This is a genomic window from Shewanella sp. ANA-3, from assembly GCF_000203935.1.
In the GTDB taxonomy this organism is placed as follows: domain Bacteria; phylum Pseudomonadota; class Gammaproteobacteria; order Enterobacterales; family Shewanellaceae; genus Shewanella.
On record NC_008577.1, the window covers coordinates 661,005 to 685,717 of the forward strand.

The following is a 24,713-nucleotide window of genomic DNA, read 5'->3' on the forward strand; positions in this document are numbered from 1 at the left end:
TGAGTCCCTAGGGCTGGGTGGCTATACTGTCGCCACTTTCATCCTTGGAGTATGTCGTGCTGTTACTCGTCAGATCTGTGTTGTTGGCTGTGTCATTGTTACTCGCGTTTATTTTTGGTGGGTTGGTCTGCTTGTTGCGGCCCCGTCACCGTGACAATGTACATATGTTCGCCAAGATCTTCTCATCCGTCGCCCCTATTCTAGGGCTTAAAGTCATAGTGCGTCGGCATAAAGAAATTCAGGATGGCCCTTATATCTTTTTAGGGAACCATCAAAATAACTTCGATCTGTTCACTCATACTAAAGCCGTGCCGAAAAGCACCGTCAGCTTAGGCAAAAAGAGCTTAGTGTGGATCCCGCTATTCGGGCAGATCTACTGGTTATCGGGCAATATTCTGATCGATAGAAAAAATCGCAACAGTGCCTTCGATACCATGGCTAAAACCGCCGAAAAGATTAAACAGAACCGTTTATCTGTGTGGATTTTCCCCGAGGGTACCCGCTCACGTGGCCGCGGTTTGCTCCCCTTTAAGGCTGGCGCCTTCCATACGGCGATTGCCGCAGGGGTGCCGATAGTGCCAGTGCTTGCCTCTTGTCAGAGCCATATTAATTTAAACCGTTGGGATAACGGGGTGGTGATCATTGAGATGATGGCGCCTATCCCGACCGAAGGGTTAGATAAAGCCGATGTGAAGGCCTTTTCTGCTCAAGTGTATGAGACTATGTCAGCCAAATTTAACGAGATAAATCGTGAAGCGGCAACATTAATGGGTAAAACTCTCGAAGGCGATGACGTATAATAGCGCCAATTTGAGCCAGTTTTACCTTAACGGAGACAAATCCATGTCTATTGAAAGTCAATTAAAAGCCCAACTTGCCGAGAATCGTGACATAGTGCAAGCCCTGCTTGACGATGGCTCAGAGCCAGATGCGGAATACACCATTGAGCACCATTTCTCATCTAGCAACTTCGACCGCTTAGAAAAAGCCGCCGTTGATGCATTCAAACTCGGTTTTGAAGTCAACGACGCCGAAGAGATGGAGCTGGAAGATGGCTCTGTCATTTTCTGTTTTGATGCTATCGCTTACCACAAGCTGGAAGTGGCTTTATTGGATAAAGCGACCGAGCAGTTACTGCAACTCGCAGCTAAGCAAAAAGTGGATTACGACGGTTGGGGCACTTACTTCGTTGGTGACGATATCGACGACGAAGAAGGTGACGACGAAGAAGATGACGGTTTCCCGCACTAATTCGCGACCATTGAGATTTCAGTAACAAAAAGCCCATCATCGATGGGCTTTTTGGTTTCAGTAACCACTGGTTTGTGCGGTGTGCAGGACGCTACAGTTACGTCCTTTTTGCTTGGCTTCGTATAAGGCTTTGTCTGAGCAAGAAATCCAGCCAGAGCTGCTGGTGATATGTTTGCCGATTTCACACACGCCTAGGCTTACTGTGACTTTTATCTTCAGCCCTTCGTACACTATGGTGGAGTCGGCAATTCTTTCCCGCAAACGCTCGGTAAAGTTGAGGGCATCGGCGCCACAAGTATTGGGCATGACCACAGCGAACTCCTCACCACCATAGCGGCCGACACAATCGGTCTCCCTTAATGAATGGCTTAGGATATGGGCGATATGCTGAATCACCTTATCACCCGCGACATGGCCGTAGGTATCGTTGATTCTTTTGAAATGGTCTATGTCAATCATGACCAAGCTCGACATCCCCGAATAACGGGCGTGGAGGTCAAACTCATGCTCTAAACATTGTTGCCAATGGCGGCGATTATGGAGCTGTGTCAGGCCATCGGTCTGGCTGAGGCGTTCTAACTGCTCGTTGGCGGCCTTGAGCTGTAGCTTGTTGACGGCGATGTCGGTGACATCATAAATAATCACGCTGATATGGGTTATTTTTCCGGTTAATGAGGCCAGAGGCAACAGTGTCACGTTCTGGTACATAAAATCGGCCCGTCCGGTAATGGGGCGGTAGTTTTTAAACTGAAACACGTAGGGTCTTTGTTCCCAGCTGATAAAGGCTCGATTTTTCAGCATAAAAACCGATTCCATCTTTTGCTTTAACCAAGTCGCTGGTAGCTCAGGAAAACGGGTGAACAGGTTTTGCCCTTTAATCGAATTAGGGGATACGCCGCTATGGTTTTCCATAAAGCCGTTCCACAGTTGGATATTATAATCGCGATCTAATACCACTAGACCCACTTCGATGGTTTGCACCATATCGATAAGCCAATGGAGTTCGTTCATTGCGCTTTGATCGTTTGACATAAGGTAAAATCCAACTGATTAATCGAGTAAGTAACCGAGCTTATAACTGAGCGTCGGAATAGAGTCTTCGGTAAATAGCAGTAACAAATCGCATTGAACATTATGGTTTTCAATACGATAGTTAATCTCCATTGCTAAGGTTCTGTGCCATTTTTCCGAGTTATCATGGATGAGATCGTTCACCGTACAGTGGCGGCCCAATACCACAGGGTGAGCCTGGCTGAACTTCATATCGAGCTGCTCTGAGATCCCGTTCAGGAAGGCGCCAATCAATACGTTGCCAGTGTCGATCAACACTTCTATCTCAGTGCTGATGTCCTCGGGATTGGCCAGCCCCATGAGTTTTGCCATGTCTTGAAAGCTCGAATCGTGGAATAGCAGCAGGGCTTCTCCCGCCACGCCTGCGCCAATAAATCCTTGGCAGAGGGCTGATACTGTTGAGCTTTCTTCCGTCGCTTTGAGTGCCATCGTCAGCTCGCTGACTTCGAGTACGTTCACATTTGGGATAGGCAAGAGGACAAAAACATCGAGGAGCTTGGCTAACAGATCGGCGGCGCGCCCCATGGCGACGTTGGCGATCTCTTGGCAGGCGTCACGCATATCAACTTTGATCATCGGCGTGTCTTCCGCCTGATCTTTTTGCGTTAAGGTGAGGATGCCGTATTCCTGCAGGATATTACTGATGGCATCGGCACTGACGGGCTTTTGAATAAAATCCAATGCGCCTAGGGCTTTAACCCTTTCATGGGCTTTGATCTGAATATCCCCCGAGACCACAATAATCAGCGCAGGGAGATCGTTTTGCTGCACGGTCTGCAGCACTTCGTAACCATCCATGACTGGCATATTGAGATCGAGGAAGACGACTTCGCCTTTACCTGCGCGAATCGCATCTAAGCCTTCGGCACCATTGGTGGCGTAGGTGATCTCGACATCCCATTCTTTTGGTAGGGTACGAGCCATTTGCTTGCGCGCCATGGCGGAATCGTCACAGATGAGTACAGAGATTGTCATGCTGACTACAGATCCTTATTTGCCCATTTATTGAAGATAACACTAATTCTTAATCTTTGAATGACGAATTAAGCTCTTCGGGCAAGTTTGATTTATATCATCTATATGTAAGCTATAGATTTTATTTACTAATCCCATCTGTTTACCCAATTAACCCTAAGCGTTGAGGGTAAAAGACCTTGGATAATCCAATCGAATTTCGTTTATTTATCGCAAACAGAATGTATGTTTTTGCGAGTATTTATACGCTTAATTCACCCAAAGGATGGCTACAGTCGGTTTGACATATTTGTAGATAAGAGCCGCTTCAATGCGATTGATGTTCAGAGATGAATACTCATAAGTAGGTGCAAATTGCATCCATGATTGAACATAAAGGGTTCACACTTCTGAAGTTATTAGGCTTCAACCTGAGCCTAACATAATCACTCACTAATACTTAATGACAGCTGACAATATTTTGACTCATGTCAAAAATTAGCCTTATGTTACATCCTTTGGTGAATTATTCCAAACGTGTTAACATTTGTTCTGGCCTGACCAGTAACGGAATATTTCATGAGTGAGCCTTGTGTGCAAGTAACGATTGAGAATGGCATTGCTTATGTACAGCTCAATCGACCAGAAAAATATAATGCAATTAATTATTTAATGTTTAGCGAGTTGGATAAAGCGATCAAACGTATTAAATCAAATTCGCGTATTCGATTGGTGATTTTATCTGGAGCCGGAGGCCATTTTAGCTCGGGGCTGGACGTAAAGAGTGTGATGTCGGCACCGATGCAGGCATTTAAATTGTTGTTTAAATGGTTGCCAGGCAATGCCAATTTAGCGCAGAGAGTCTCCCTTGGCTGGCAGCGTTTACCCGTGCCAGTAATTGCGGTGTTGGAAGGCTGCTGCTATGGTGGCGGCATGCAAATCGCCTTAGGTGCGGATTTTAGAATTGCGAGCCCAGACAGCAAGTTATCTATTATGGAAGCCAAATGGGGGCTAGTGCCGGACATGGCGGGCTTAGTGGCGCTGAGGCAAATTATGCCCAAGGATCAGGCGATGTTACTCAGTCTTACGGCCAAAGTGTTGTCGGGTGAAGAAGCTAAAAACTTGGGATTAGTGACTCAGTTAAGTGATAACCCCATGTTAAGCGCGCAGCAATTGGCTCAGGAGCTTCTCAATACCTCCCCCGATGCCGCAGCGGCGATCAAGTTGAGCATCAACCGCAGTTGGACGGCGTCGATTCGTGCACTCCTATGCCGTGAGTCGTGGAGCCAAGTGAGACTGTTACTCGGGAAAAATCGCGCGATTGCAGCCACTCGTCAGCTAAAGGATCCCAACAAAGCCTATCAAGATCGCCAATCGGGTTGGTAGTAGCATCATTCTATCTAGATAACACCATAACAACGGATTACTTAAGCTTTAGAAAAGCTTGCACCTCAATTGGCGCCGCTCATACGGGCGGCGAATCCCCTAATGGCGCTTAAACAATTCTGCCATGCACTCTCGTTATCTAGATTTAATGCCAATGTCGTTTGCCGATAATTCGGTGACTCTAAGGTAACGGCGAGGCTTTTGCGTTGCTCTGCCGTTTCTAACGACGCGGGGTGACCATCGGGTGATTGAATATCGAGTATTGGCATAGTGAGCTTGGCCAGTTTCTCGGCGATGGCTTGGTTACGCGTCTCATCTTCACTGTAGGGATTGATGACGATTAAGACATCTGGATCGGCAATTTTCTTTTGGCTTAATAGGCTTATCAATAATCCCGCACTTTGATCGGCGGTGATCAGCACTCGTTTACCGGGGAAGTCGGTGCCTACACTGTCGAGCTGTGACATGCTTTTGACTAAAAAGTCTTCCTGTTCAAGCAGATGCTTATTGCTCTGCTCGGGTTTCACTTTTTGGCTCGGTTTATTCGAAGGGCTGCTTAACTGCGCCGAACCCGCAGAGGTCACTTCGGTCGCCGGAGTGGCGAAGTTAGGCGCAGGCGGCTCTGTGGGCGGGGTAAGGCTTAAACTGGCCCAGCCGGCCGCATTGATATTACGTCTGACAAAGGCCATTAATCCGGGCGCATCGGCGGTGCCATTGGTGGCGGGTAAGATAATCGCGGCGCCGAGTTTTTTGCGGCCTTCCCATGAACGGACTAAGAGTTCGAGCGGTTGATCATCTATGGTGATCTGCTTGATCTCACTCGCGGGTAAATAACTGCTCGCTCTTTTCGCCGCAGCTTGCCCATTGGGCGCTTTGCTAGATTGGTTCGTCTCGGCGTTTTGGGGAGTTGTCTCTGGCGCCTGAGTATTGGGGTCTGGCGCTTGAGAGCTGGGATCGGCGGCGAATAAGCTCGCACTGGCGAGAGCTAAGGCTAGGCTCAATACCGAGGGGATAATACGCGCCATAGAATTGATAACCACCTGTGTAGTCTCATAAATTCAATTAGCTAGAGTATAACCTGAAGCGGCGTAGCAGAAGCAATTTTTGCTTGAGCTCGTGACGGCGACCGCGCACAGCAGTGTCTAGGCCCAGCCTACAGCCATACTTATCGTGAAGACAAAATAAAAACGCCCAGCATTTGCTGGGCGTTTGCATATTCGCTTAAGCGAACCTAAGGAGGCTCTTGCTTACCGTCATTGAGGATTAGACATGGCTAACCAAAACCATACGAATCGCGTCGAGCTGTAGCTGACTTGCGTCGAGGTAAGTGCTCAGTTCCTGCATTTGATTACGCAGGTATTCCAACTCTTCCTCACGGATATTCGGGTTAACCGCTTTCAAAGACTCTAAACGGTCTAATTCGCCCGTCAGTTGGCTGGTCATTTTCTCACGCGCCTGTGCCACTAACTCGTTCACCGCGGTTTGGGCATATTCTTCACCCTTAGCAAATAACGGATGCAGAATCGGTTGGGATGCTGTGACTAACTTGCTGCCAATATGGCGGTTAACCGCGCTTAACTGTTTGTCAAAGCTGGTGTAATCCACCTTAGCTGACAAATCGTTACCGTTTTTATCCAGCAGTACGCGGATAGGCGTTGGTGGCAGATAACGATATAACTGGCTCGATTTAGGCGCCGAAGCATCCGCCATGTAGATCAGTTCTAAGAACAGGGTGCCGGCGGGCAAGGCTTTGTTTTTCAAAATCGCGACGCTCGTCGTGCCTGTGTCAGAGCCGGTGATCAGATCTAAGCCTGTTTGCACCAACGGGTGCTCTTGGGTGATCAGGGCGATATCGTCACGGGAGAGTGCGGTATCACGGTCGAAGGTGACCGTCACGCCATCCTCATGCAGACCCGGATAGGTTGGGAACATCATGTGTTCGCTTGGACGCAGGATGATAGAGTTCTCACCTTTATCTTCTTGATCGACACCGATAATGTCCCACAAGCGGATCACCGAACCAATCAGCTTAGTGTCCTGATCGCTTTGGGCTAAACGTTCGACAATCGCCTTAGCCTTATCGCCACCGTGGGAGTTGATTTCCAGCAGCTTATCGCGGCCTTGCTCCATAGCGTGTTTCAGTTCTTTGTAACGGCTTTGGGTGTGGTTGAGCAGATTGGTTAGCTCATCTTCATCCCCGCCGACGAGAACATTCAACAGATCTTCGGCAAATTCACTGTACAGCACATGGCCACTTGGACAGGTCAGCTCGAAGGCATTCAGACCTTGGTGATACCAGTTGAGCAGACGTTCCTGCGCCGTATCTTGCAGATAAGGCAGGTGAATTTGGATATCGTTCTTTTGACCGATACGGTCTAAACGGCCGATACGTTGCTCTAATAAATCTGGGTTCAATGGCAGATCGAACAGCACTAAGTGGCTGGCGAACTGGAAGTTACGACCTTCGGAGCCGATTTCAGAACAGATCAGCGCTTGGGCGCCGCCTTCTTCTTGGGCGAAGTAGGCTCCCGCCTTGTCGCGCTCGATGATCGACATGCCTTCGTGGAATACGGTAGCTTGAATGCCTTCACGGGTACGCAGGGCTTCTTCTAAGCTCAGGGCGGTATCGGCGCCACTGGCGATGATCAACACTTTCTTGCTGCGGTGCGACTTTAAGAACTCGATTAACCAATCCACGCGAGGATCGAACTTCCACCAACTGGCGCTGTTATCTTCAAATTCTTGGTAGAGTTTTTCAGGACTTAGGGCTTGAGCCGCTTGCGCTTCTAAGCTCTTACGGCCACCCATCATCTCATTTACGCGGGCCGCGGTAAGATACTGCTCAGGCATTGCATGGGGATAGGCGTTGAAAATACGTTTCGGGAAACCTTTTACCGAGGCGCGGCTGTTGCGATACAGCACGCGACCTGTGCCGTGGCGGTCGAGCAACTCTTGCAGCAGTTCGCTGCGAGCCGCTTGTTGCAGTTCGCTATCGATATCTTCGGCTTGAATTAAACGAATGCTCGGCGCTATGTCTTTCTCGCTGAGTAATTCGGTGAGGCTGTTGATGGCGGCATCGGATAATTTTGCGTCGCCCGCTAAGGCTTCGGCGGCAACGGCGACATCTTTGTAGCTGTTTTCTTCGGCGAGGAAGGCATCGTAGTCGTAGAAACGATCTGGGTCGAGTAGGCGCAGGCGCGCAAAGTGGCTCTCATGGCCGAGTTGGTCTGGCGTTGCTGTTAATAACAATACGCCAGGCACTACTTCGCTTAATGCTTCAACCACTTGGTAGGCACGGCTAGGGGCTTCTTCGGTCCACTCTAAGTGGTGAGCCTCGTCGACGACCAGCAGATCCCAGTCGGCATCGAGTGCTTGGTCGAGACGTTTCTTTTTACGCAGTAATTCGAGGGAACAAATCACTAACTGCTCGGTGTAGAAAGGATTGTCATGGTCGGCAAAGGCTTCGACACAACGGTCTTCATCAAATACTGAGAAGCGCAGGTTAAAGCGGCGCAGCATTTCCACTAACCACTGATGGCGCAGGGTATCCGGCACAATAATCAGCACTCGCTCGGCGCGGCCAGTGAGCAGTTGTTGATGGATAATCAGACCCGCTTCGATGGTTTTACCCAAACCTACTTCGTCCGCCAGCAATACACGCGGCGCATAACGACGACCCACTTCATGGGCAATCCACATCTGGTGGGGGATAAGGCCGACGCGTGGACCTTGTAAGCCGAGTAAATCTGAGGTCGCCAGTTGATGACGCAGTAACTGGCATTGATAACGAATACCGAAACGGTCGAGGCGGTCAATCTGGCCGGCAAACAGGCGATCCTGCGGTTTGTTAAAGCGAATGTTGTGGTTTAACAGGGTCTCGCGCAGGCTGACTTTCTCACCTGTTTCGCTGTGGATTCCGTGGTAGACGACGAGGCCGTCTTTTTCGGTGAGTTCTTCAACCGAGAGGCTCCAGCCTTCGTGGCTTTCAACCGTATCGCCAGGGTTGTATATGACACGGGTCAGGGGGGCTTCGTTGCGTGAGAACATACGGTTCTCACCAGTCGCAGGGAATAACACTGTGACCATACGGCCTTCAACTTGTACGACTGTTCCTAAACCAAGCTCTGACTCGGTATCACTTATCCAACGTTGTCCTAAGGCAAACGGCATCTTAAATTCTCATCTCTGGGCGGACTCTAACAAAGGGCGCGTATGTTATATCAATACTAGGGATATTTGAATCGCCCTCTCACCCGTTAGAGCCTAATTCCCCACACACTAGATTACAAATTGAACAGTGAAGAAAATTCTCTGTAGTCGTACGATGATTTGTCATGCTACTGTCATATCGAGGGACCTACACTGCCCTCGAGTCACCGACTTAAACACAGGTTCGTTCGGTTGGCATTCAGGGAGAATGGTGCCAATATTAGTTTAAGCCGCTAGCCGTCTTTATTAAGTAGAGGCTTGAACTTTAAGATCATTCTTTAGCTCGCCAACTGACATAGGAGCCATATCCACTCACCGGGAAAGAGATGTAGCATAAAAACAATCGAGCACTCTGGAGGCGCCATGGAACAAGACGACAGAAAGTTGTTTGTACTGGATACCAATGTGTTACTACATGAACCTTTGGCGATCTATTCGTTTAAAGAGCACGATGTGGTCATTCCGATGACAGTGCTAGAAGAGCTAGACCAGATTAAAGATCGAAAGAGTGATGTGAGTCGGGATGCTAGGGTCGCCATACGGGCGCTGGAAGATACCCTAGGCGGTGATACAACACCGGAACAAATCATTAATGGTGTCCCTTTACCGAGTCGAGAAGGGCATGCCGATGCGATAGGGGCGCTGTCTATTTTCCCTGACCATCTTGTCGATTTTACCCTAGGCGCCCTGCCGGGGGATGGCAACGATAACCGCATTATCAATACCGCTCTGCACCTGCAAAACCTCCACCATCCACGTACCGTGGTGTTAGTTACCAAAGATATCAATATGCGTCTTAAGGCCAAGGGCGCGGGCATTCAATTGGTTGAGGATTATCGAACCGACCAGCTGATCGATGATATTCGTTTCCTCAGCAAGGGCTTTTATCAATTCGAAGGGAATTTTTGGGAGCATTTAAACAAGGTATCCACCGAGCGCCATGGTCGACATACGATTCACGAAGTCCCACTGAAAGATTTAGATAACGAACCCTTCTACATAAACCAGTATCTGATTGATACCGAATCTGATTTTTGTGGCCGCGTCACCGAGCGTAGCGATACCCATCTGCATATTTTAGATCTGGGCCGCGAACGCTTAAAAAACCTCGAGGCGTGGGGCGTTAAACCTAAGAATGTTTACCAAGGTATGGCGTTGCAGGCGCTGCTCGATCCCGATATCGATCTGGTGATCTTAACGGGGCCAGCCGGTTGCGGTAAAACCTTATTAGCAATGGCGGCGGCATTGGAGCTGGTGGTGGAGCGTAATCGTTACGATAAGGTAATTGTGACTCGTAATACGCCAGAAATTGCCGAGTCCATCGGCTTTTTACCCGGCACCGAAGAAGAGAAGATGATGCCATGGCTGGCGGCGATTACCGATACCTTAGAAGTGCTGCATAAGAATGATGTGAATCCTACTGGCAGTTTGAACTACATCATGGAGAAGGCGAATATCCAATTTAAGTCGATCAACTTTATGCGCGGCCGTTCAATTCAAAACTCCATCGTGCTCTTGGATGAATGTCAAAACCTGACGGCGTCGCAGATCAAAACCATGATCACTCGGATGGGAGAAGGCACAAAATTGATTTGTTGCGGTAACTTAGCGCAGATCGATTCGAACTATCTCACCGCGGTAACCTCGGGGTTAACCTACATTGTTGAACGCTTTAAAGACTTTGAAGGCAGCGCCAACCTGTACTTGAATGGGGTGGTGCGTTCACGCTTGGCCGAATACGCCGAAGAACATCTCTAGCTATTTACTTTATTGTTACAAAAGGTCTCACTCGTGGGACCTTTGTTTTTACGCATTTCTATGATTTTTCAAGCAACTAATCATAGACTTTGACAGCCTTCGTACGGCAATTATTTGATGCGACTCGGGGTTTCTTCCTGCTAATATATGAAGCCATAAATGTACTCAGTCACTTTTGCCACCGATGGCTAAAATCAAGCGCTGCAATCAAGGGTAGTGGATGAAATCGAGTGAGCCGGATCTCCAATTAAAATCGCCGATCCAAAAGAACTATAACCGCGCCGTTTTTTATACCTATATCGGCGTGATTGTCCTGTCGTTGCTGACGGCGTGGATGTTTTTCGATCGCCAGAAAACCCAGCAAATGGAGCAGCGCGAAGAGCAGGTTGAGCGTCACGTATTGCAAATCGACTTGCTGTTGGAGTCGAGCATCCGCGCGGTCAAGAGTCTGCGGGATGTGGCCGTGGATCACCTGCGCTTAGGTGAGCTAGTGCGTAAGGAGCGTTTACCGCAATACGGCAAATTTAACGAGAGTGGTCAGTATTTTACCTTAGAGCCTAACTACGCCAAGGGCGGTAAACCTTTTACCAACATGGGGCGGATCACGGGCGCGGGTTCCCTCGATGGTCGCAGTGATAAGTTCTACCAAGAGCTGGAAATGCTGTTCGAGTTGTCGCTGTCTTTCCCCGTCGCCAAAGAAGCGGCACCTAAAGCCTCGGCGATTTATTATTTATCGCGCCAACGGATGATGTCCTACTTCCCGTGGACCAACGGTGACCAGCGTTTTAGGGATGAGCTGCTCAATAAGAAACAATTCCAATACGCTACCCCGGCGATGAACCCGCAGCGCAGCGTGTTTTGGAGTGAGGCCTATGTCGATTCGACGGGCAAAGGCTTGCTGACCACCTTAGGTGTGCCCGTTTATCTCGATGATGAGTTTATGGGCTCGATCAACCTCGACATGACCTTGGCCTCATTGGCGCGGCAAATTCGGGTGTACTTCAAAATGCCTGGGACTGTGATCCTACTCGATCAGCAGAACAATATTTTGTCCCACAGTGACTTCGATGGCTCTGATATCAATCGGGTGTATCACATCAGCCAGCGTATTCCGTCTGAGCTGCATTCGCTCCCCGAGTCTGAATTGTTCGATGCCCACGAAGGCATTATTCGCAACGGTTACTATATTCACTCGGTCGCGCTGCATAACGCGCCGTGGCGCTTGTTGTATCTGCAGAATGAAGACGACCTGTTCCAAGATTCGGTCGAAAAACTGCAGCTGACCTTTATCCTCGTCGTCATCGCCCTGTCGGTGCTGGTGACCATAGTGCACTGGCAAACGCGCCGCTCCTTCGTGAGCCCCGCATCGCGCCTGTTGTCGCACTTAGAGGGCTGTTCCCAAGAGCCGCGTAAACCGCCGGAAAAAATCACTCCGGGGTGGGAACCTTGGTTCCTGCTGGTGAGCCGTATCTTTGAGGAAAACAAGCAATACACCCATCATTTGGCCGAGCAGAATAAGCGACTCGACAAATTGGTCGCACGCCGCACCGAGCGCTTAAAAGATGCGACCGAACGGCGCGAGCGGGAATATGCGTTGTTGCGCTCCTTACTCGACTCCATCCCAGAAGCCATTGTCTTTAAAGATAAAGAAGGCAATTACCTCGGCTGTAACAAGGCTGCCGAGCGGATGCTGGGTTACACCGAAAGCGAGATGATTGGTCTGTCGTCGGAGGATTTAACCTCGCCGGAGATGGGCATTCGTATTCGCGCCGAGGATGAGCAGATCTTAAAAGATCGCACGCCGCTGCGTTATCAAGAGAAGGTTGAGTTAGCGGGCAAACCTGTGTTGCTCGATACCCTTAAACTGCCTTTCTATAACCGTCGTGGCGAGCTGCAAGGCTTGATTGCTGTGTGGCGCGATGTGACGCGTGAGTACGAGTCCGCCGAGCAGTTACGCCTGTCGGAGGAGCGTTACCATTTAGCGATGGACGCGGTAGAAGACGGTCTGTGGGACTGGTATCTGGATTCGGAGCATATTATTTGCAACCCATCCTATTATTCGATGCTGGGCTATAAACCCAATGAATTCCCAGCGTTAGTGTCGGCAATTGATCAGTTGACGCACCCCGACGATAGAATTCGAGTTGAAGAGTACCGTAATCAGTATCTTGAAAACCCTGTCGATGCCTACGAAATCGAGTTTAGGATTTTAGGCAAAAATGGCAGTTATCACTGGGTGCTTTCCCGCGGTCGGGTGGTGGAATTTACCGCCGATGGTCAGCCTAAGCGTATGGTCGGTACCCATAAGGACATCACGCGCCATAAGAGTAACGAAGTGGCGCTGCTTGAAGCGAAGCAGGACGCGGAACTGGCGAACCTGTATAAGAGTGAATTCTTGGCGAATATGAGCCATGAAATCCGCACGCCAATGAACGCCATTATCGGTATGTTGCAGTTAGCGCAGCGCACTTCGTTGACGGCACAGCAGAAGGATTATCTCGAAAAAGCTGGTTTCTCGGCGCAGTCATTACTGCGGATTATTAACGATATTCTCGACTTCTCTAAGATTGAGGCGGGTAAATTAGAGCTGGAGCGGGTGCCGTTCCCACTGGATAAAGTGCTCGACCATGCCCTCGATCTCAACGCGCTTAAGGCGCAGGAGCAAGGCGTTGAGTTATTACTGTATGCGCCAGTGACGGCAGGCCTCATTCTTAAGGGCGACCCGCTGCGTCTAGGCCAAGTGCTGATCAACCTGTTATCGAACGCAGTGAAGTTTACCCAATCCGGTGAAATTGAACTGGGCTGCGAAGATGTCGGCGAGCGCGACCATCGAATTACCTTAAAATTTTGGGTGCGGGATACGGGTATTGGGATCAGTAAAGATCAGCAGGAAAAACTGTTCGATGCCTTTGCCCAGGCCGATGGTTCGACGACCCGTAAGTACGGTGGCACGGGATTAGGTTTATCGATCAGTAAGCATTTGGTCTCCATGATGGGCGGCAAGATGCAGGTGCAGAGTGAGTTAGGCGTCGGCAGTACCTTCAGCTTTACCATCAGCTTTGAGATTGCCGAAGAGGCTAAGGTTGAGCCCTTAGTGGTGCCTGAAAAACTCAATAATTTACGCACACTTGTGGTGGATGATAACCCGACGGCGCTGCAAATTTATTCGGCGTTGATGCGGGATTTCCACTTCGAGGTGGATACTGCTGCAAGCGGCGCCGAGGCGCTGTATAAGTTGTCGCGGGATCCTATCGATTTATTGTTGCTCGATTGGATGATGCCAGAGATGGATGGTGGCGATGTGATCAGCGCCATCGATACCATGGTGGCCGAAGGCCGCATCGCGAAACGCCCCATTATCATCATGATGACCGCCTACGCGGCGGAACCTTTACAGCACGAAGTCGACAGTGCCAATGTGTTTGCCGTGTTGCAAAAGCCCTTTAAGGCATCGAGTCTGTTCGATGAGATTATCGCCGCCTTTGCCGATGAGCCAAGGCTCAATGTGGTGCAGCCTATTGATGAACTGCCGGTAGAAGAGGGTGAACATACAGGGCTTGTGCTCTTGGTGGAAGATAACTTTATCAACCAACAGGTGGCGACTGAGCTGCTAAAGAGCGCAGGATACGAAGTCGTTGTTGCAGGAAATGGACAAATTGCCCTCGATATTATCGACTCGCGCCCCTTTGATGCGGTATTAATGGATATTCAAATGCCTGTGATGGATGGTTTAACCGCGGCGCGGGCACTGCGTGAACGCTTTAGTGCCGATGTGCTACCTATTATCGCCATGACAGCCCATGCGATGTCGGGCGATCGAGAAAAGAGTCTTGCGGCAGGGATGAATGCCCATATCACTAAGCCGATAGTGTTAACTGAACTGTTTGAAACCTTATCGCATTGGATAAAACACAAGAATAATCATCATTAATTGTTTGCCCGGGGCCAATGATGGCCCCGCGTGGTTTAGTTTTGTGTAACATGACCACGTAGACAGCCTAATCGGAGGAAAGATGAAACCCCATAGCCTAGCCCTCGCCATCCTACTCTTAGGTTTACCCGCGCTGAGCGTCGCCGCGGATCTGCCGAGCACTAAAGTCGTTAAGCAGAGCCAAGCCGCGAAGGGATTTCTTAATCTTTACTATGAGCCAAGCGAGGGTGAGTTATACCTCGAGGTGAGCCGTTTAAATCAGCCTTTTTTATTGGTGACTAGCTTGCCTGAAGGGGTCGGTTCTAACGATATCGGTCTTGACCGTGGTCAATTAGGTCAAACCCGCATGGTGCAGTTTGAGCGCCAAGGTCCCTACATCCAACTTAAGCAACTAAACACCCAATATCGCGCTAATACCCAAGACGCCGCCGAAAAGCGCGCCGTGGATGAGGCCTTTGCCGATTCGGTATTGTGGCAGGGTAAGTTACTCGATGGTAAGCCAGAGATGGTGGCTATTAGTGAGTTGGTACTCAATGATCTGCACGGGGTCGCAGATGCTCTCCTGCATCGCGGACAAGGGAATTATCGCCTCGATTTAACCCGCTCGGCGATTTTACCCGCTGGGGTGAAATCTTTTGAAAAGAATAGTGATGTGGATGTGCAGCTTACCTTCAAAGCCGATGCGGCGGGTGAGCAAGTGGCTAAGGTCACGCCGGATGGCACCTTAATGTCGGTGCGGATGCGCTACTCCTTTGTCGAGCTGCCCGATGAGGGCTATCAACCCCGCGCTTATCATCCTATGAGCGGCTATTTATCCGATGAATATCGCGACTATGCCACGCCGTTTTCGGCGCCATTGGTGCAGCGGTTTATTTTGCGCCACCGCCTGCAAAAGGTGAATCCTGGCCCGGCACCGAGCGAAGTAGTCAAGCCCATCACCTATTACCTCGACCCAGGTGTGCCTGAGCCTATCCGCTCGGCCCTACTCGATGGCGCACGCTGGTGGGAAACGGCCTTCACCCAAGCGGGATTTATCAACGGCTTTAAGGTTGAACTCTTGCCGCCCGATGCCGATCCGCAGGATATTCGCTACAACATGATCCAGTGGGTACACCGCGCTACGCGTGGATGGTCCTACGGCGCGGCGCTAACCGATCCGCGTACCGGTGAAATCATCAAAGGCCAAGTGACCTTAGGTAGCTTGCGTGTGCGTCAAGATTACTTAATTGCCAAAGGCTTAACCGCAGGTTGGCGTGATAGAAGCGCCGCCGAGCAAGCGGCTAATGACTTAGCCTTAGCGCGTATTCGCCAACTCGCCGCCCATGAGGTCGGTCATACTTTAGGCTTAGACCATAACTTTGCCGCCTCGACTAATCAGGATGCCTCTGTGATGGATTATCCCCATCCTAAGATCCTGCTGAAAGGTAATGACATTGATATATCTGCACCTTATGGCGTAGGTGTCGGACCATGGGATAACTTTGCTATCGCGTACGGCTATAGCGATGAAGGCGATGCCACCGCTCAGCAGGCGCTGCAAAATCAGTTGCTTGCCGAAGTGGCCCGCAAAGGGCTGCGCTATATTGGCGAAGCCGATTCGCGCCAGAAAGATGCCAGCCAAGCCTATGCCAGCCTATGGGATAGCGGTGATGACCCTATCGCGCAGCTACTGGATTTGAACCGTATTCGCGCTAAGGCCATCGAAGGTTTTAGCAGCACGGCACTGTTGCCGGGTGAGCCACAGGGTGAATTAGCCGATACCTTTGTGCCTATCTATTTACTTAGCCGTTACCAAATTGATGCGGTCAGTAAGTTTATTGGCGGTACAGACTACAACTATCTATCCGTCGGCGAGGGCGCTCGCTGGAGCTATATCGCGCCGCAGTTACAATTGTCGGCCCTCGATGCGTTGCTCAGCACCTTAGATGCGGCCAGCTTAACGGTTCCGCAAACCTTACTCGATACGCTGGTGCCTAAAGCGGGTAATTATCAAGCGACGCGGGAGTCCTTCGAATCAGGGCTTGGGGTAGTGAGCGATCCCCTCGGCATGGCGGAAGTGTTAGCGCGTCATACAGTGGGTCAGATGCTGATGCCGCAGCGCTTAAATCGCGTAAGCCAAGGGGCGATGGCGGATAATGAGCAGCTCTCGGTCGAAACCTTACTCAATAAGTTGTTTGCCGCGACCCTTTATCAAGAAGATAAACTCGCTCTGATTGAAGGTGTGTGGATGCGGGTGAATGCGGTGGTGATTGATGAACTCTTGTCTGCCTATCACGATCCACAAACCTCGGCAGAGGTGAAGGCGGCTATTTACGAACGCGCTCAATTCCTGATGAAACAGCTTAAAGCCAAAGCCAATCGCGCGAATGCCAAGGTGGCCTCCCACTATACTTGGTTGCAACAGGGGCTGAGTGCGGGGCTGACTGACGCCAACAGCAAACTGATCCCTAACCCCTTGAAACTGCCACCGGGTTCACCTATCTAGGCTTAGTTTTCAGCATCATAGGCGCTAACGAGGTGATTCGTTATGCGCCTATTTCTTTTGGGTTTCTAGGATAAAAATGTTCGGCTTTACGCTCAATATGGGTAAAGCGGCGAGTATTTTTATAGGGCAGTTTCATAAAGCCCGAGACCCCATGGCCTTGAATTTTACCCACATAATGCAAAATGCGGTCGAGGCTGGCGCGAAACGCCGCCTGTTTGCGCGGGTTGAGCAGTTTTAAGTAACTGTGGATCTTTAAGTGATTCGGCAGGGCCTCAAAAATGATGCAGCCCGTGTGATGGATCTGGTTGATACGCGCCAATTCTTCCATGATTTCACTCGGTAGTTCGAGGTTCTCATCCGGGTCCTTACCGTCTTCAAAGTAAGAGTGCAGCCGCGATTTATCTTCGAGGGTCGGCACATCACCCACCTCGAAGGGCAGTTGCAAATCAGCGCTGGCGACAAAGGGTTCGCTGGTGTTTTCGCGCTCGATATGCAGTGTATCCCTAGCGTTAAAGAAGCAGGCCTTAAACACCCCGATACGCTTAATTCCCCGCGCGAGCGTCACCATATTATTGACGGCGATGATGAGCGCACTCTTTTGTTTAGCATCGTAAATGGCGAGGTTGGAGTCGATAAACACGCCGGTTTCTTGCCAATGGATGGCAAGGCCGCCCACTATGGGGTATTGGCCGAGGCGACCCACGGCGGCGATAAAGCCCTTTTCGGTATCGCCCATGCCGGCTAAGAAATTGCGATAGTATTTTTCGAGTTGAATGTCATCCATCTTAGCGATGGGATCCTGCGCGTTATGTTCCTTTAAAAAGGATTTACGCGAGCTGTAACTGACGGTTTCGACATCTTTCTCGCGGGATTGCACCCAAACGGGGATTTCGCCCAGCAGTTCGGTTTTGGGCAGCTCGGGTAAATGGATTCTATGGCTGTGGCGCATGCTTTTGAGAAAATAATCCCCCGCCAGATTGCGTTGCACGGCATCGCTACTGAGCATGCCTTCCAAGGTGCGCGCCAACTCCATGGGTAAGCCTATGCTGGTGGGCGGGATCACCTGTGCGCCGAAGCGACTCGCCTGTCCAGAGGCCAAGGCATACAAGGTCGCCGCCACGCCTTGCTCGTCGAAACGCGGGCTGGAGAGCGCGCCATTTAGCTGCTCTTCACCGATAAAATACACGTCTCCCATGCGGGCATTAGTGTGCTGCTGATCGCTCGACATCAGCGTCATCACATTGTCTTCAACGGCCTTGTTATGTTCATCCCGTTGCGCAAATACCGCTGAGCCCCAATCGATAAGGGATAAGTGCTGACTTTCAATATCATAGACAAGGTTTGAAGGTTTTATGTCGCCATGCACTAAGGGCTTACCCGTGCGCAGATAGTAGAGAATATCGGCCAGTTGGCGGGCAATGCTCATCACCATGGCTGGGGGCAGGGCGCCTAAGCGGCGGCAAAGCTGCTCGAGATCTTCACCCTTTGCGCGCTCCATCACTAAGATCCCTTGTTTACCAACCCGCTCAAATTTGATCGCCCCCGGAATGTTGGGGTGTTTGAGCAAGGACAGCATAAAGGCTTCTTCCTCTAAACGGTCTTGAATATGCTGCGGCAGATTAATTCTTGAGAATTTAAATACGTGGGCTTCGTCGGCTTGGTTGATTCCTGCAAACACAAAGCCATAAGCGCCCTTACCGATAAACTCAATGTCGCGATAACCCAACTTACTTAACTGTTGTTTACATAAACGGATCCATGCCTTGTGCTTACGGGCATCGTTGGCTTTGAGCAAGTAAATAGATTGCTCTTCGGAAATGTAAAAATGTTGTAGTTGGGGTGTTTGCAATGCGCGACTCCTTGTTTTGGTTATTTAAACAGTAAGCGAGGCAGATAAGCAAATCGGCGTTGGATGCTGTGACTGGTGTTGCCTGCGATAAACTTGTGATTTTTAGGGCTTACCTATCCCATCATTTCGTCGCTGACTTTGATTTATATCAAGTTAAATCGTATGGAGTCTAGGTAATCTTAAGCACATTGGATGGGATACATTTTTGTTAAATTTCCCGTGGACAAAGTGGATGAAAGGAGGGCATATGCCCGCCCCAGATAAGGCTTTATTGATCGAGTTGTTAGAGTTTCCGCGTAAGCGAATTTTGCAGTCAATGGAGGTGACCCATTGTCCACATGCGGTATTTTTTAATGATCGCGATGAGCAGTGTCTCACTTGCCACCAGGGCATGGAATGTATTTGGATGAACCAGAACGATGAGCTGGTAGCCGTCGAGCAAAAATCCGTCGCCGAACTTAAGCAGCAGTTGCTGATTGCCGTCGACTTTATCGACTCTTCCTTAAGCCCACACCATTTGTCGCGCCGCCAATGCCAGTGTGACAATTGCGTTTGGCTGCGCCGGGTACAAACGGCATTGGCTTAGTCATTAACTGTTTACATCTCTATGATTAACTTACGGTATCTGAGATTTTGCATCCACCCGTGAATGCCATTAGAGTAAGGATAACTTTAGTCATTTGAGATATACCTATGGAACCCGGTTTTTGGCATGAGAAGTGGCAGCAACAGCTGATTGGTTTTCACCAGCAAGATATCAATCCCTTTCTCGTAAAGTATTGGCATACCTTGGCATTGCCCGCCGGGGCCCAAGTCTTTGTTCCCCTGTGTGGCAAATCTTTAGATATGTGCTTTTTAGCCGAGCAGGGGCATCAAGTGATTGGTTGTGAGTTAAATGAACTCGCAGTGCAGCAGTTTTTCGAAGATAACCAATTACCTATGCAGCAAAGCGCGCTGGGTGAACATCAGCATTATCACACCGAGCAGGTGAGTTTATATCAAGGTGATATCTTTACTTTGCCCGCGTCTATTACGGGCAAGGTTAGTGGTTTTTATGATCGCGCCGCCTTGATTGCTTGGCCCGAGAGCATGCGGGCGCAATACGCCAAGCAATTAGCGCAGTTATTGCCCCAGGGCAGCGTAGGTTTATTAGTGACACTCGATTACCCGCAAGAGGCCTTAAGTGGGCCGCCTTTTGCGGTGTCACCAACTTGGGTGGAGACACATTTAAGTGACGATTTTGACATCCAACTCTTGGATTGTCAGGACGTGCTTGCGGACAACCCAAGGTTTGTTAAGAAAGAAGTTCCTTGGCTGAATGAAGCAGCTTATCTATTAAGACGCAGATAATCAGATTGCATCCCATTGAGCTCAAAGCATTTATGCTTTTTGGCTGAGTGGGATGTGTCATTAAGGGGTTATAAGATTATCGCAAAATAGGGGTATGCGCTGAGATTTGCGGTAGTCCCTTTAAGGCGAGTGCCTCGCTCAAGGAACAAGAATTGAAATACAGGTTTAGTTTGACAGAAAAAGAGCAGGAGGCTCGAAGTTAAGCCACTTCGTAGTAATTAGGTTCAATTTCTAATTGGTTCTGAATAATTTGTACGGCCATTCTGGCGCACTTACCGCATTGATCGGCAACGCCTAAACGCTTTTTAACGTCAGCAAGGCTAGAGTCGCCCTGACTTACCGCGTTTTTGATTTGCGTATCTGTGATGGCATGGCAGAGACAAACGTACATTTTTTCGACTCCAAAACGAATTGAACTAATTCTAAATGAAAACGCTTATCAAATGCAATCCTAATGGTGTACTTGTTGTGTTGGTTATCTATTTTGTTACTCATCGCACATTTTCTAGGCTATGCTCAGAGTTCTGGAGGCGGGAAAAGGAGAGATGATTTTAGCGGTAATGGATCATTGGACACGATCAAGGATGGATAACTCATGGACGATGGAATAATAAATTCACAATAAATCCAAGGGTTATCATGAGAAAGAATTTACCAGTCACACAGCGGGAATACGATTATCCAGCGGATTGGATTTTGTTGTCGACGACCGACACCAAAAGTCATATTACCTATGCCAATCCCTCATTTTGTACCGTTGCGGGATATGAACTCAGTGGCATGTTGGGCCTGCCCCACAATATGGTGCGTCACCCTGATATGCCACCCCAAGCTTTTGAAGATCTTTGGAAAACAATCCGTAAGGGTGAGCCCTGGAAAGGCATAGTCAAAAACCGCTGCGCCAATGGTGACCATTATTGGGTCGATGCCTATGTGTCGCCGATTGTGGTGAATGGTCAGGTGGCCGAGTTTCAGTCGGTACGTACTAAACCCAGCCGTGAACAGATCAACAGAGCTGAAGCGGCCTACGCCGAGTTAAATAAAAACGGTCAAGTTAAGGCGCTAAAACGCACCTTAGAGATGCCGACTAAGTTGGCATTGCTCGTCTTGGTTGCTCTATTGCCCATGTTGTATTTGGCGCTGCAGATTGGAGTGGTGGGATTTGTGGGACTCGCCATTAGTGCACTCGCGCTGTTTATCGGCGGCAATCTGATCCTAGGCCGCTATCGGACGTTGGTCGCTAAAGCGAAGAAAATCTACGACAACCCTTTGATGGCACACATTTATACGGGGCAATCCGACGATTTAGGGGCTATCGATCTCGCGCTGCAAATGCAAAATTCAGAGCTTAAATCCGTGCTCGGCCGCGCGCGCGATTCCTGTGATAACGTCAGTCAGCAAGCGAAAATCTCTGCGGCTAAAGGTGAAGAAATTCAAGGGACAAGCCAGTCACAACTGGCCGAGATTGAACAAGTCGCCACGGCCATGCAGCAGATGACGGCAACTCTAGGGGATATGTCCTCAAATTGCGCCGATGCGGCGAGTGCGTCACAGATGGCGTCACTGCAGACAATCAACGGCGATAAAACCGTTGTCAGTACTATTCAGTCGATTCAGGCAATGGCGCAGCAGTTGCAGGAAACCTCGCAGGTGATCACTGAGTTAGAAGGGCATAGCCGGGATATAGGCAGAGTGCTGGATGTGATCCAAGGTATTGCCGAGCAAACGAACTTACTGGCGCTCAACGCTGCGATTGAAGCGGCGCGGGCGGGCGAACAGGGGCGGGGCTTTGCCGTGGTTGCCGATGAGGTGCGGGCGTTAGCGCAGCGTACTCATGATGCCACCAAAGAAATCCACACTATGATCAACCTGTTACAACAAGGAACTCACAAGGCGGTGCGCAGCATGCAAGAGGGTGTGGATGCGGCTGGCGAATGTATTACGACGGCGGATCTTGCGGGCGCGGCGCTGCGTACCATACGTGAAGCGATCACTACCATTACCGATATGACCCACCATATTGCCAGTGCGGTGGAGGAGCAATCGAGCGTAGCGAACGAGATGAACCGCAGTGTGGTGAATGTGTCGCAATTTACCCATTCTAGCCATCAACTGGGTTGCGAAATGGTGAGCCTTAATGATGAAGTGATAGGCGAGATGAACTCCCATACTGTGCTAGTCGGACAGTTTTTAAAGCGCAGTTTTAAAGTCTAACCTTTGTCGCAATCGTTAGTGGCTTAAGTAGATAGTGACTTAATTAGGATAGTGGCTTAATCGAAAGGCAATCAGTACTCTGATTGCCTTTTGTTTTTGCCTGAGTGACCGTAGGGATTCGTTATCTTTAACTATTCATCCCAACTAGTAGCCCTGAATAAAATCGACCTGATTTTGCAGCGGCTCGGCTGCAATATAGCGGCGATAGTTGTCGCTAAAAATACGCACGATTTGTTCTGGATGACTCGGCGCGGAGATATGGGGCGTGATGATGGCGTTGGGTCTTTCCCAAATCGGATGACTCGCAGGGAGTGGCTCCTGCGTGAACACATCGAGAACGGCATGTTGTTCAGGACGCGCAATCAACTGGGTATTGAGGGCATCGAGGTCGAGCACATCACCACGGCCCACATTCACTAAAATGGCATCGGCTTTGAGCGTGGCGAGCATGTCTGCATTTAGCAGCAAACGTGTCTCAGGGGTGCTTGGCAGTAAATTGGTTACCACATCGCTTTGGCTTAAGCATTGCCCGAGCTGCGAGAGCGGCTGGATCAAATCAAAGCCGTCGACCTCACGGCCGCTGCGGTTTATTCCAGTAATATGCATGCCGAAGTGCTTAGCTGTCTTGGCCACGTGCTGGGCGATAGAGCCTGTGCCTAAGAGTAATAATCGCATCCCTTGCAAGCTGCCGCGCGTAGCACTTTGCACTTGCCAAGATTTTTGCCTTTGCTGCGCTTGATAAAACTGATGTCCTCGCACATGGGCGAGCAGATAACCAAATAGATACTCACTCATCAAGGGGCCGAAAATACCTTTAATGTTAGTGAGTTGATAATCTTTTCTCGCTCTTGGGCCCATCAGGGCATCAATGCCTGCAAAACTGGATTGCAGCCATTTTAGCTGTTTGGCATGGGGCACCAGTGGTGCGGCAAGCTTAGGTTCGGCAAGCCAAATGTTAGCCTCTGCAATATTCGCGGGATTATCATCGAGCAACTCAAGCCCTGGCAACTGCTGCGCCTCAATGAGCTGGCGATACTGCTCATTCGCCTTGGTCAGTAAGAGTAACTTGTGCCCCATGTCGTCTCCCTTTATGCTTGGTTGTCGTTATTTTTCAATACGCTGCTGTAGTTGTTTTGATTTTGCAGCGTCATTTTAGGTTGAGTGATTATGTTTGATCAGTTAGTCGCCATTATTGGCCATTTAGGAAATATGCTTCGTCCTTGGTCCTTCGATATCGCCACGGCCATGGTCGTGTGTTTGATTTTAGTGTTTTCAGCCGATGTGAATCGTATCCTCAGACGGCATTTACTTGGCCATTCGTTTATCCTGCGAACCTTTGTTTTTATTATTGTGAATGCCTTTGGCTACGGACTGCTGATCGTCAAAGCTACGCCTTGGGTGGCAAGGCAAATCGTTGCCATGCCATCCCATTGGATGTTCTTGCTGATCGTCGCCATGTTTATTTTTATCGGCTATTGGGCGCAGCGAAATAGCCAAGCCTAAGCCGCTAAATCCGCGCCAAGGGATTATTCGAAGTAGCCGCTGTAATCCGTATTCGTGGGTTGCAACAGCGCCTGCATGGCGCGGTCGGGGAAATTGCTAAAGATCCCATCGACACCCAACTGCTGAAGGGCATGGATATCATCGCTATAATCGACGGTGTAAACATATACCTTAGCACCTCTATGATGGGCATCATCCACTAGGGCCTTGCTGATAAAACTCACGTCTAAATGCAGGGAATAGGCGTTTAGCTCGCTCACGACCGCAGCACCATCGAGGGGAATACTGGCAAGTAAGGGGGCCACCAATGCCTGTGGCAGCGCCTGTTTAACTTGTTGTAAATAGGGATGATTGAAGGATGAGATCAACAATTGCTCCGCGCTGAACCCCAGTTCGGTAATAGCTTTAGGATAAAGCGTGAGTAGCGGCGCTACCGTATTCACCCCTTTCAGTTCGATGTTGATTGTGGCGCGGCCAGCAACCAGTTCGAGCACTTGCCAAAGGGTGGGAATGGGCTCGCCTTTGACTGTGACTGTGTCCAGATATCCTTTGTTGACCAAATGGATGATGCCTTGGCCCGAGCTTTTACTGTCGAGTCTGCGGTCGTGAAATACCACTAACTCACCTTCAACATTATGCACATCCAGCTCAATGGCTGTGGCGCCTAACTCTATGGCCTTAGCCATGGCGGCTAAGGTATTTTCCGCCACATAACCGCTGGCACCACGGTGAGCAAAAATAAGCATCTGATT

Annotated in this window: 18 protein-coding genes; 10 read left to right on the forward strand and 8 right to left on the reverse strand. The window is 49.8% G+C overall.

Going from position 1 to position 24,713, the window contains the following annotated elements:
- The first annotated feature begins 56 nt into the window (after window positions 1-56).
- Together SHEWANA3_RS02985 and rraB are read left to right on the forward strand one after the other, a co-directional pair.
- Window positions 57-800: a 1-acylglycerol-3-phosphate O-acyltransferase gene (locus SHEWANA3_RS02985; RefSeq protein WP_041412535.1), complete on the forward strand. Its 744-nt coding sequence runs from the start codon at window positions 57-59 to the stop codon at window positions 798-800.
- A 43-nt stretch (window positions 801-843) separates the two neighbouring features.
- Window positions 844-1,251, forward strand: a complete 408-nt coding sequence (gene rraB, locus SHEWANA3_RS02990; RefSeq protein ID WP_011715766.1) for a ribonuclease E inhibitor RraB — start codon at window positions 844-846, stop codon at window positions 1,249-1,251.
- A gap of 57 nt (window positions 1,252-1,308) precedes the next feature.
- Here the strand turns inward: rraB and SHEWANA3_RS02995 are convergent, their stop codons facing one another.
- Both SHEWANA3_RS02995 and SHEWANA3_RS03000 read right to left on the reverse strand, forming a co-directional pair.
- Window positions 1,309-2,283 (reverse strand): sensor domain-containing diguanylate cyclase, encoded by a 975-nt coding sequence (locus tag SHEWANA3_RS02995; protein WP_011621373.1) that lies wholly within the window; start codon window positions 2,281-2,283, stop codon window positions 1,309-1,311.
- Window positions 2,284-2,301: 18 nt separating this feature from the next.
- Window positions 2,302-3,297 (reverse strand): response regulator, encoded by a 996-nt coding sequence (locus tag SHEWANA3_RS03000; protein ID WP_011715767.1) that lies wholly within the window; start codon window positions 3,295-3,297, stop codon window positions 2,302-2,304.
- Window positions 3,298-3,855: 558 nt separating this feature from the next.
- Here SHEWANA3_RS03000 and SHEWANA3_RS03005 point away from each other — a divergent pair.
- Window positions 3,856-4,662 carry a crotonase/enoyl-CoA hydratase family protein gene (locus tag SHEWANA3_RS03005; RefSeq protein WP_011715768.1) on the forward strand — a complete coding sequence of 269 codons (807 nt, stop codon included), beginning with the start codon at window positions 3,856-3,858 and terminating at the stop codon, window positions 4,660-4,662.
- Window positions 4,663-4,727: 65 nt separating this feature from the next.
- Here SHEWANA3_RS03005 and SHEWANA3_RS03010 read toward each other — a convergent pair whose 3' ends face one another.
- Together SHEWANA3_RS03010 and rapA are read right to left on the reverse strand one after the other, a co-directional pair.
- Window positions 4,728-5,687, reverse strand: a complete 960-nt coding sequence (locus SHEWANA3_RS03010; protein ID WP_011715769.1) for a DUF3530 family protein — start codon at window positions 5,685-5,687, stop codon at window positions 4,728-4,730.
- Between the two features lie 238 nt (window positions 5,688-5,925).
- Window positions 5,926-8,832 (reverse strand): RNA polymerase-associated protein RapA, encoded by a 2,907-nt coding sequence (rapA, locus tag SHEWANA3_RS03015; RefSeq protein ID WP_011715770.1) that lies wholly within the window; start codon window positions 8,830-8,832, stop codon window positions 5,926-5,928.
- 402 nt (window positions 8,833-9,234) lie between these two features.
- Here rapA and SHEWANA3_RS03020 point away from each other — a divergent pair, with 402 nt between their 5' ends.
- The 3 genes from SHEWANA3_RS03020 (at window position 9,235) to SHEWANA3_RS03030 (ending at window position 17,045) form a co-directional block, all read left to right on the forward strand.
- The gene (locus SHEWANA3_RS03020; RefSeq protein ID WP_011627270.1) at window positions 9,235-10,629 is read left to right on the forward strand and encodes a PhoH family protein; all 1,395 of its coding nucleotides are present in this window, start codon (window positions 9,235-9,237) and stop codon (window positions 10,627-10,629) included.
- A gap of 220 nt (window positions 10,630-10,849) precedes the next feature.
- Window positions 10,850-14,560 (forward strand): response regulator, encoded by a 3,711-nt coding sequence (locus SHEWANA3_RS03025; protein ID WP_011715771.1) that lies wholly within the window; start codon window positions 10,850-10,852, stop codon window positions 14,558-14,560.
- An 82-nt stretch (window positions 14,561-14,642) separates the two neighbouring features.
- Window positions 14,643-17,045, forward strand: coding sequence for a zinc-dependent metalloprotease (locus SHEWANA3_RS03030; RefSeq protein ID WP_011715772.1), 2,403 nt, complete (start codon window positions 14,643-14,645; stop codon window positions 17,043-17,045).
- Between the two features lie 40 nt (window positions 17,046-17,085).
- On the opposite strand, the gene SHEWANA3_RS03035 is transcribed toward SHEWANA3_RS03030, so the two are convergent.
- Window positions 17,086-18,894: a protein kinase gene (locus SHEWANA3_RS03035; protein WP_011715773.1), complete on the reverse strand. Its 1,809-nt coding sequence runs from the start codon at window positions 18,892-18,894 to the stop codon at window positions 17,086-17,088.
- 247 nt (window positions 18,895-19,141) lie between these two features.
- Here SHEWANA3_RS03035 and SHEWANA3_RS03040 point away from each other — a divergent pair, with 247 nt between their 5' ends.
- Together SHEWANA3_RS03040 and SHEWANA3_RS03045 are read left to right on the forward strand one after the other, a co-directional pair.
- Complete coding sequence (locus SHEWANA3_RS03040) at window positions 19,142-19,480, forward strand: hypothetical protein (RefSeq protein ID WP_011715774.1); 339 nt, start codon at window positions 19,142-19,144, stop codon at window positions 19,478-19,480.
- A gap of 107 nt (window positions 19,481-19,587) precedes the next feature.
- Window positions 19,588-20,244 carry a thiopurine S-methyltransferase gene (locus tag SHEWANA3_RS03045; protein ID WP_011715775.1) on the forward strand — a complete coding sequence of 219 codons (657 nt, stop codon included), beginning with the start codon at window positions 19,588-19,590 and terminating at the stop codon, window positions 20,242-20,244.
- 199 nt (window positions 20,245-20,443) lie between these two features.
- Here the strand turns inward: SHEWANA3_RS03045 and SHEWANA3_RS03050 are convergent, their stop codons facing one another.
- Entirely contained in the window at window positions 20,444-20,635 is a 192-nt protein-coding gene (locus tag SHEWANA3_RS03050) for a bacterioferritin-associated ferredoxin (RefSeq protein ID WP_011715776.1), read from the reverse strand.
- A gap of 248 nt (window positions 20,636-20,883) precedes the next feature.
- Here SHEWANA3_RS03050 and SHEWANA3_RS03055 point away from each other — a divergent pair, with 248 nt between their 5' ends.
- Entirely contained in the window at window positions 20,884-22,458 is a 1,575-nt protein-coding gene (locus SHEWANA3_RS03055) for a PAS domain-containing methyl-accepting chemotaxis protein (protein WP_011715777.1), read from the forward strand.
- Window positions 22,459-22,602: 144 nt separating this feature from the next.
- Here the strand turns inward: SHEWANA3_RS03055 and SHEWANA3_RS03060 are convergent, their stop codons facing one another.
- Complete coding sequence (locus SHEWANA3_RS03060; protein WP_011715778.1) at window positions 22,603-23,535, reverse strand: D-2-hydroxyacid dehydrogenase; 933 nt, start codon at window positions 23,533-23,535, stop codon at window positions 22,603-22,605.
- A gap of 90 nt (window positions 23,536-23,625) precedes the next feature.
- Between SHEWANA3_RS03060 and SHEWANA3_RS03065 the strand changes: the two genes are divergently transcribed.
- On the forward strand, window positions 23,626-23,961 hold the full coding sequence (locus SHEWANA3_RS03065) for a DUF3392 domain-containing protein (protein WP_011621386.1): 336 nt from the start codon (window positions 23,626-23,628) through the stop codon (window positions 23,959-23,961).
- Between the two features lie 23 nt (window positions 23,962-23,984).
- Here the strand turns inward: SHEWANA3_RS03065 and SHEWANA3_RS03070 are convergent, their stop codons facing one another.
- Complete coding sequence (locus SHEWANA3_RS03070) at window positions 23,985-24,707, reverse strand: glycerophosphodiester phosphodiesterase (protein ID WP_011715779.1); 723 nt, start codon at window positions 24,705-24,707, stop codon at window positions 23,985-23,987.
- Window positions 24,708-24,713 lie beyond the last annotated feature (6 nt).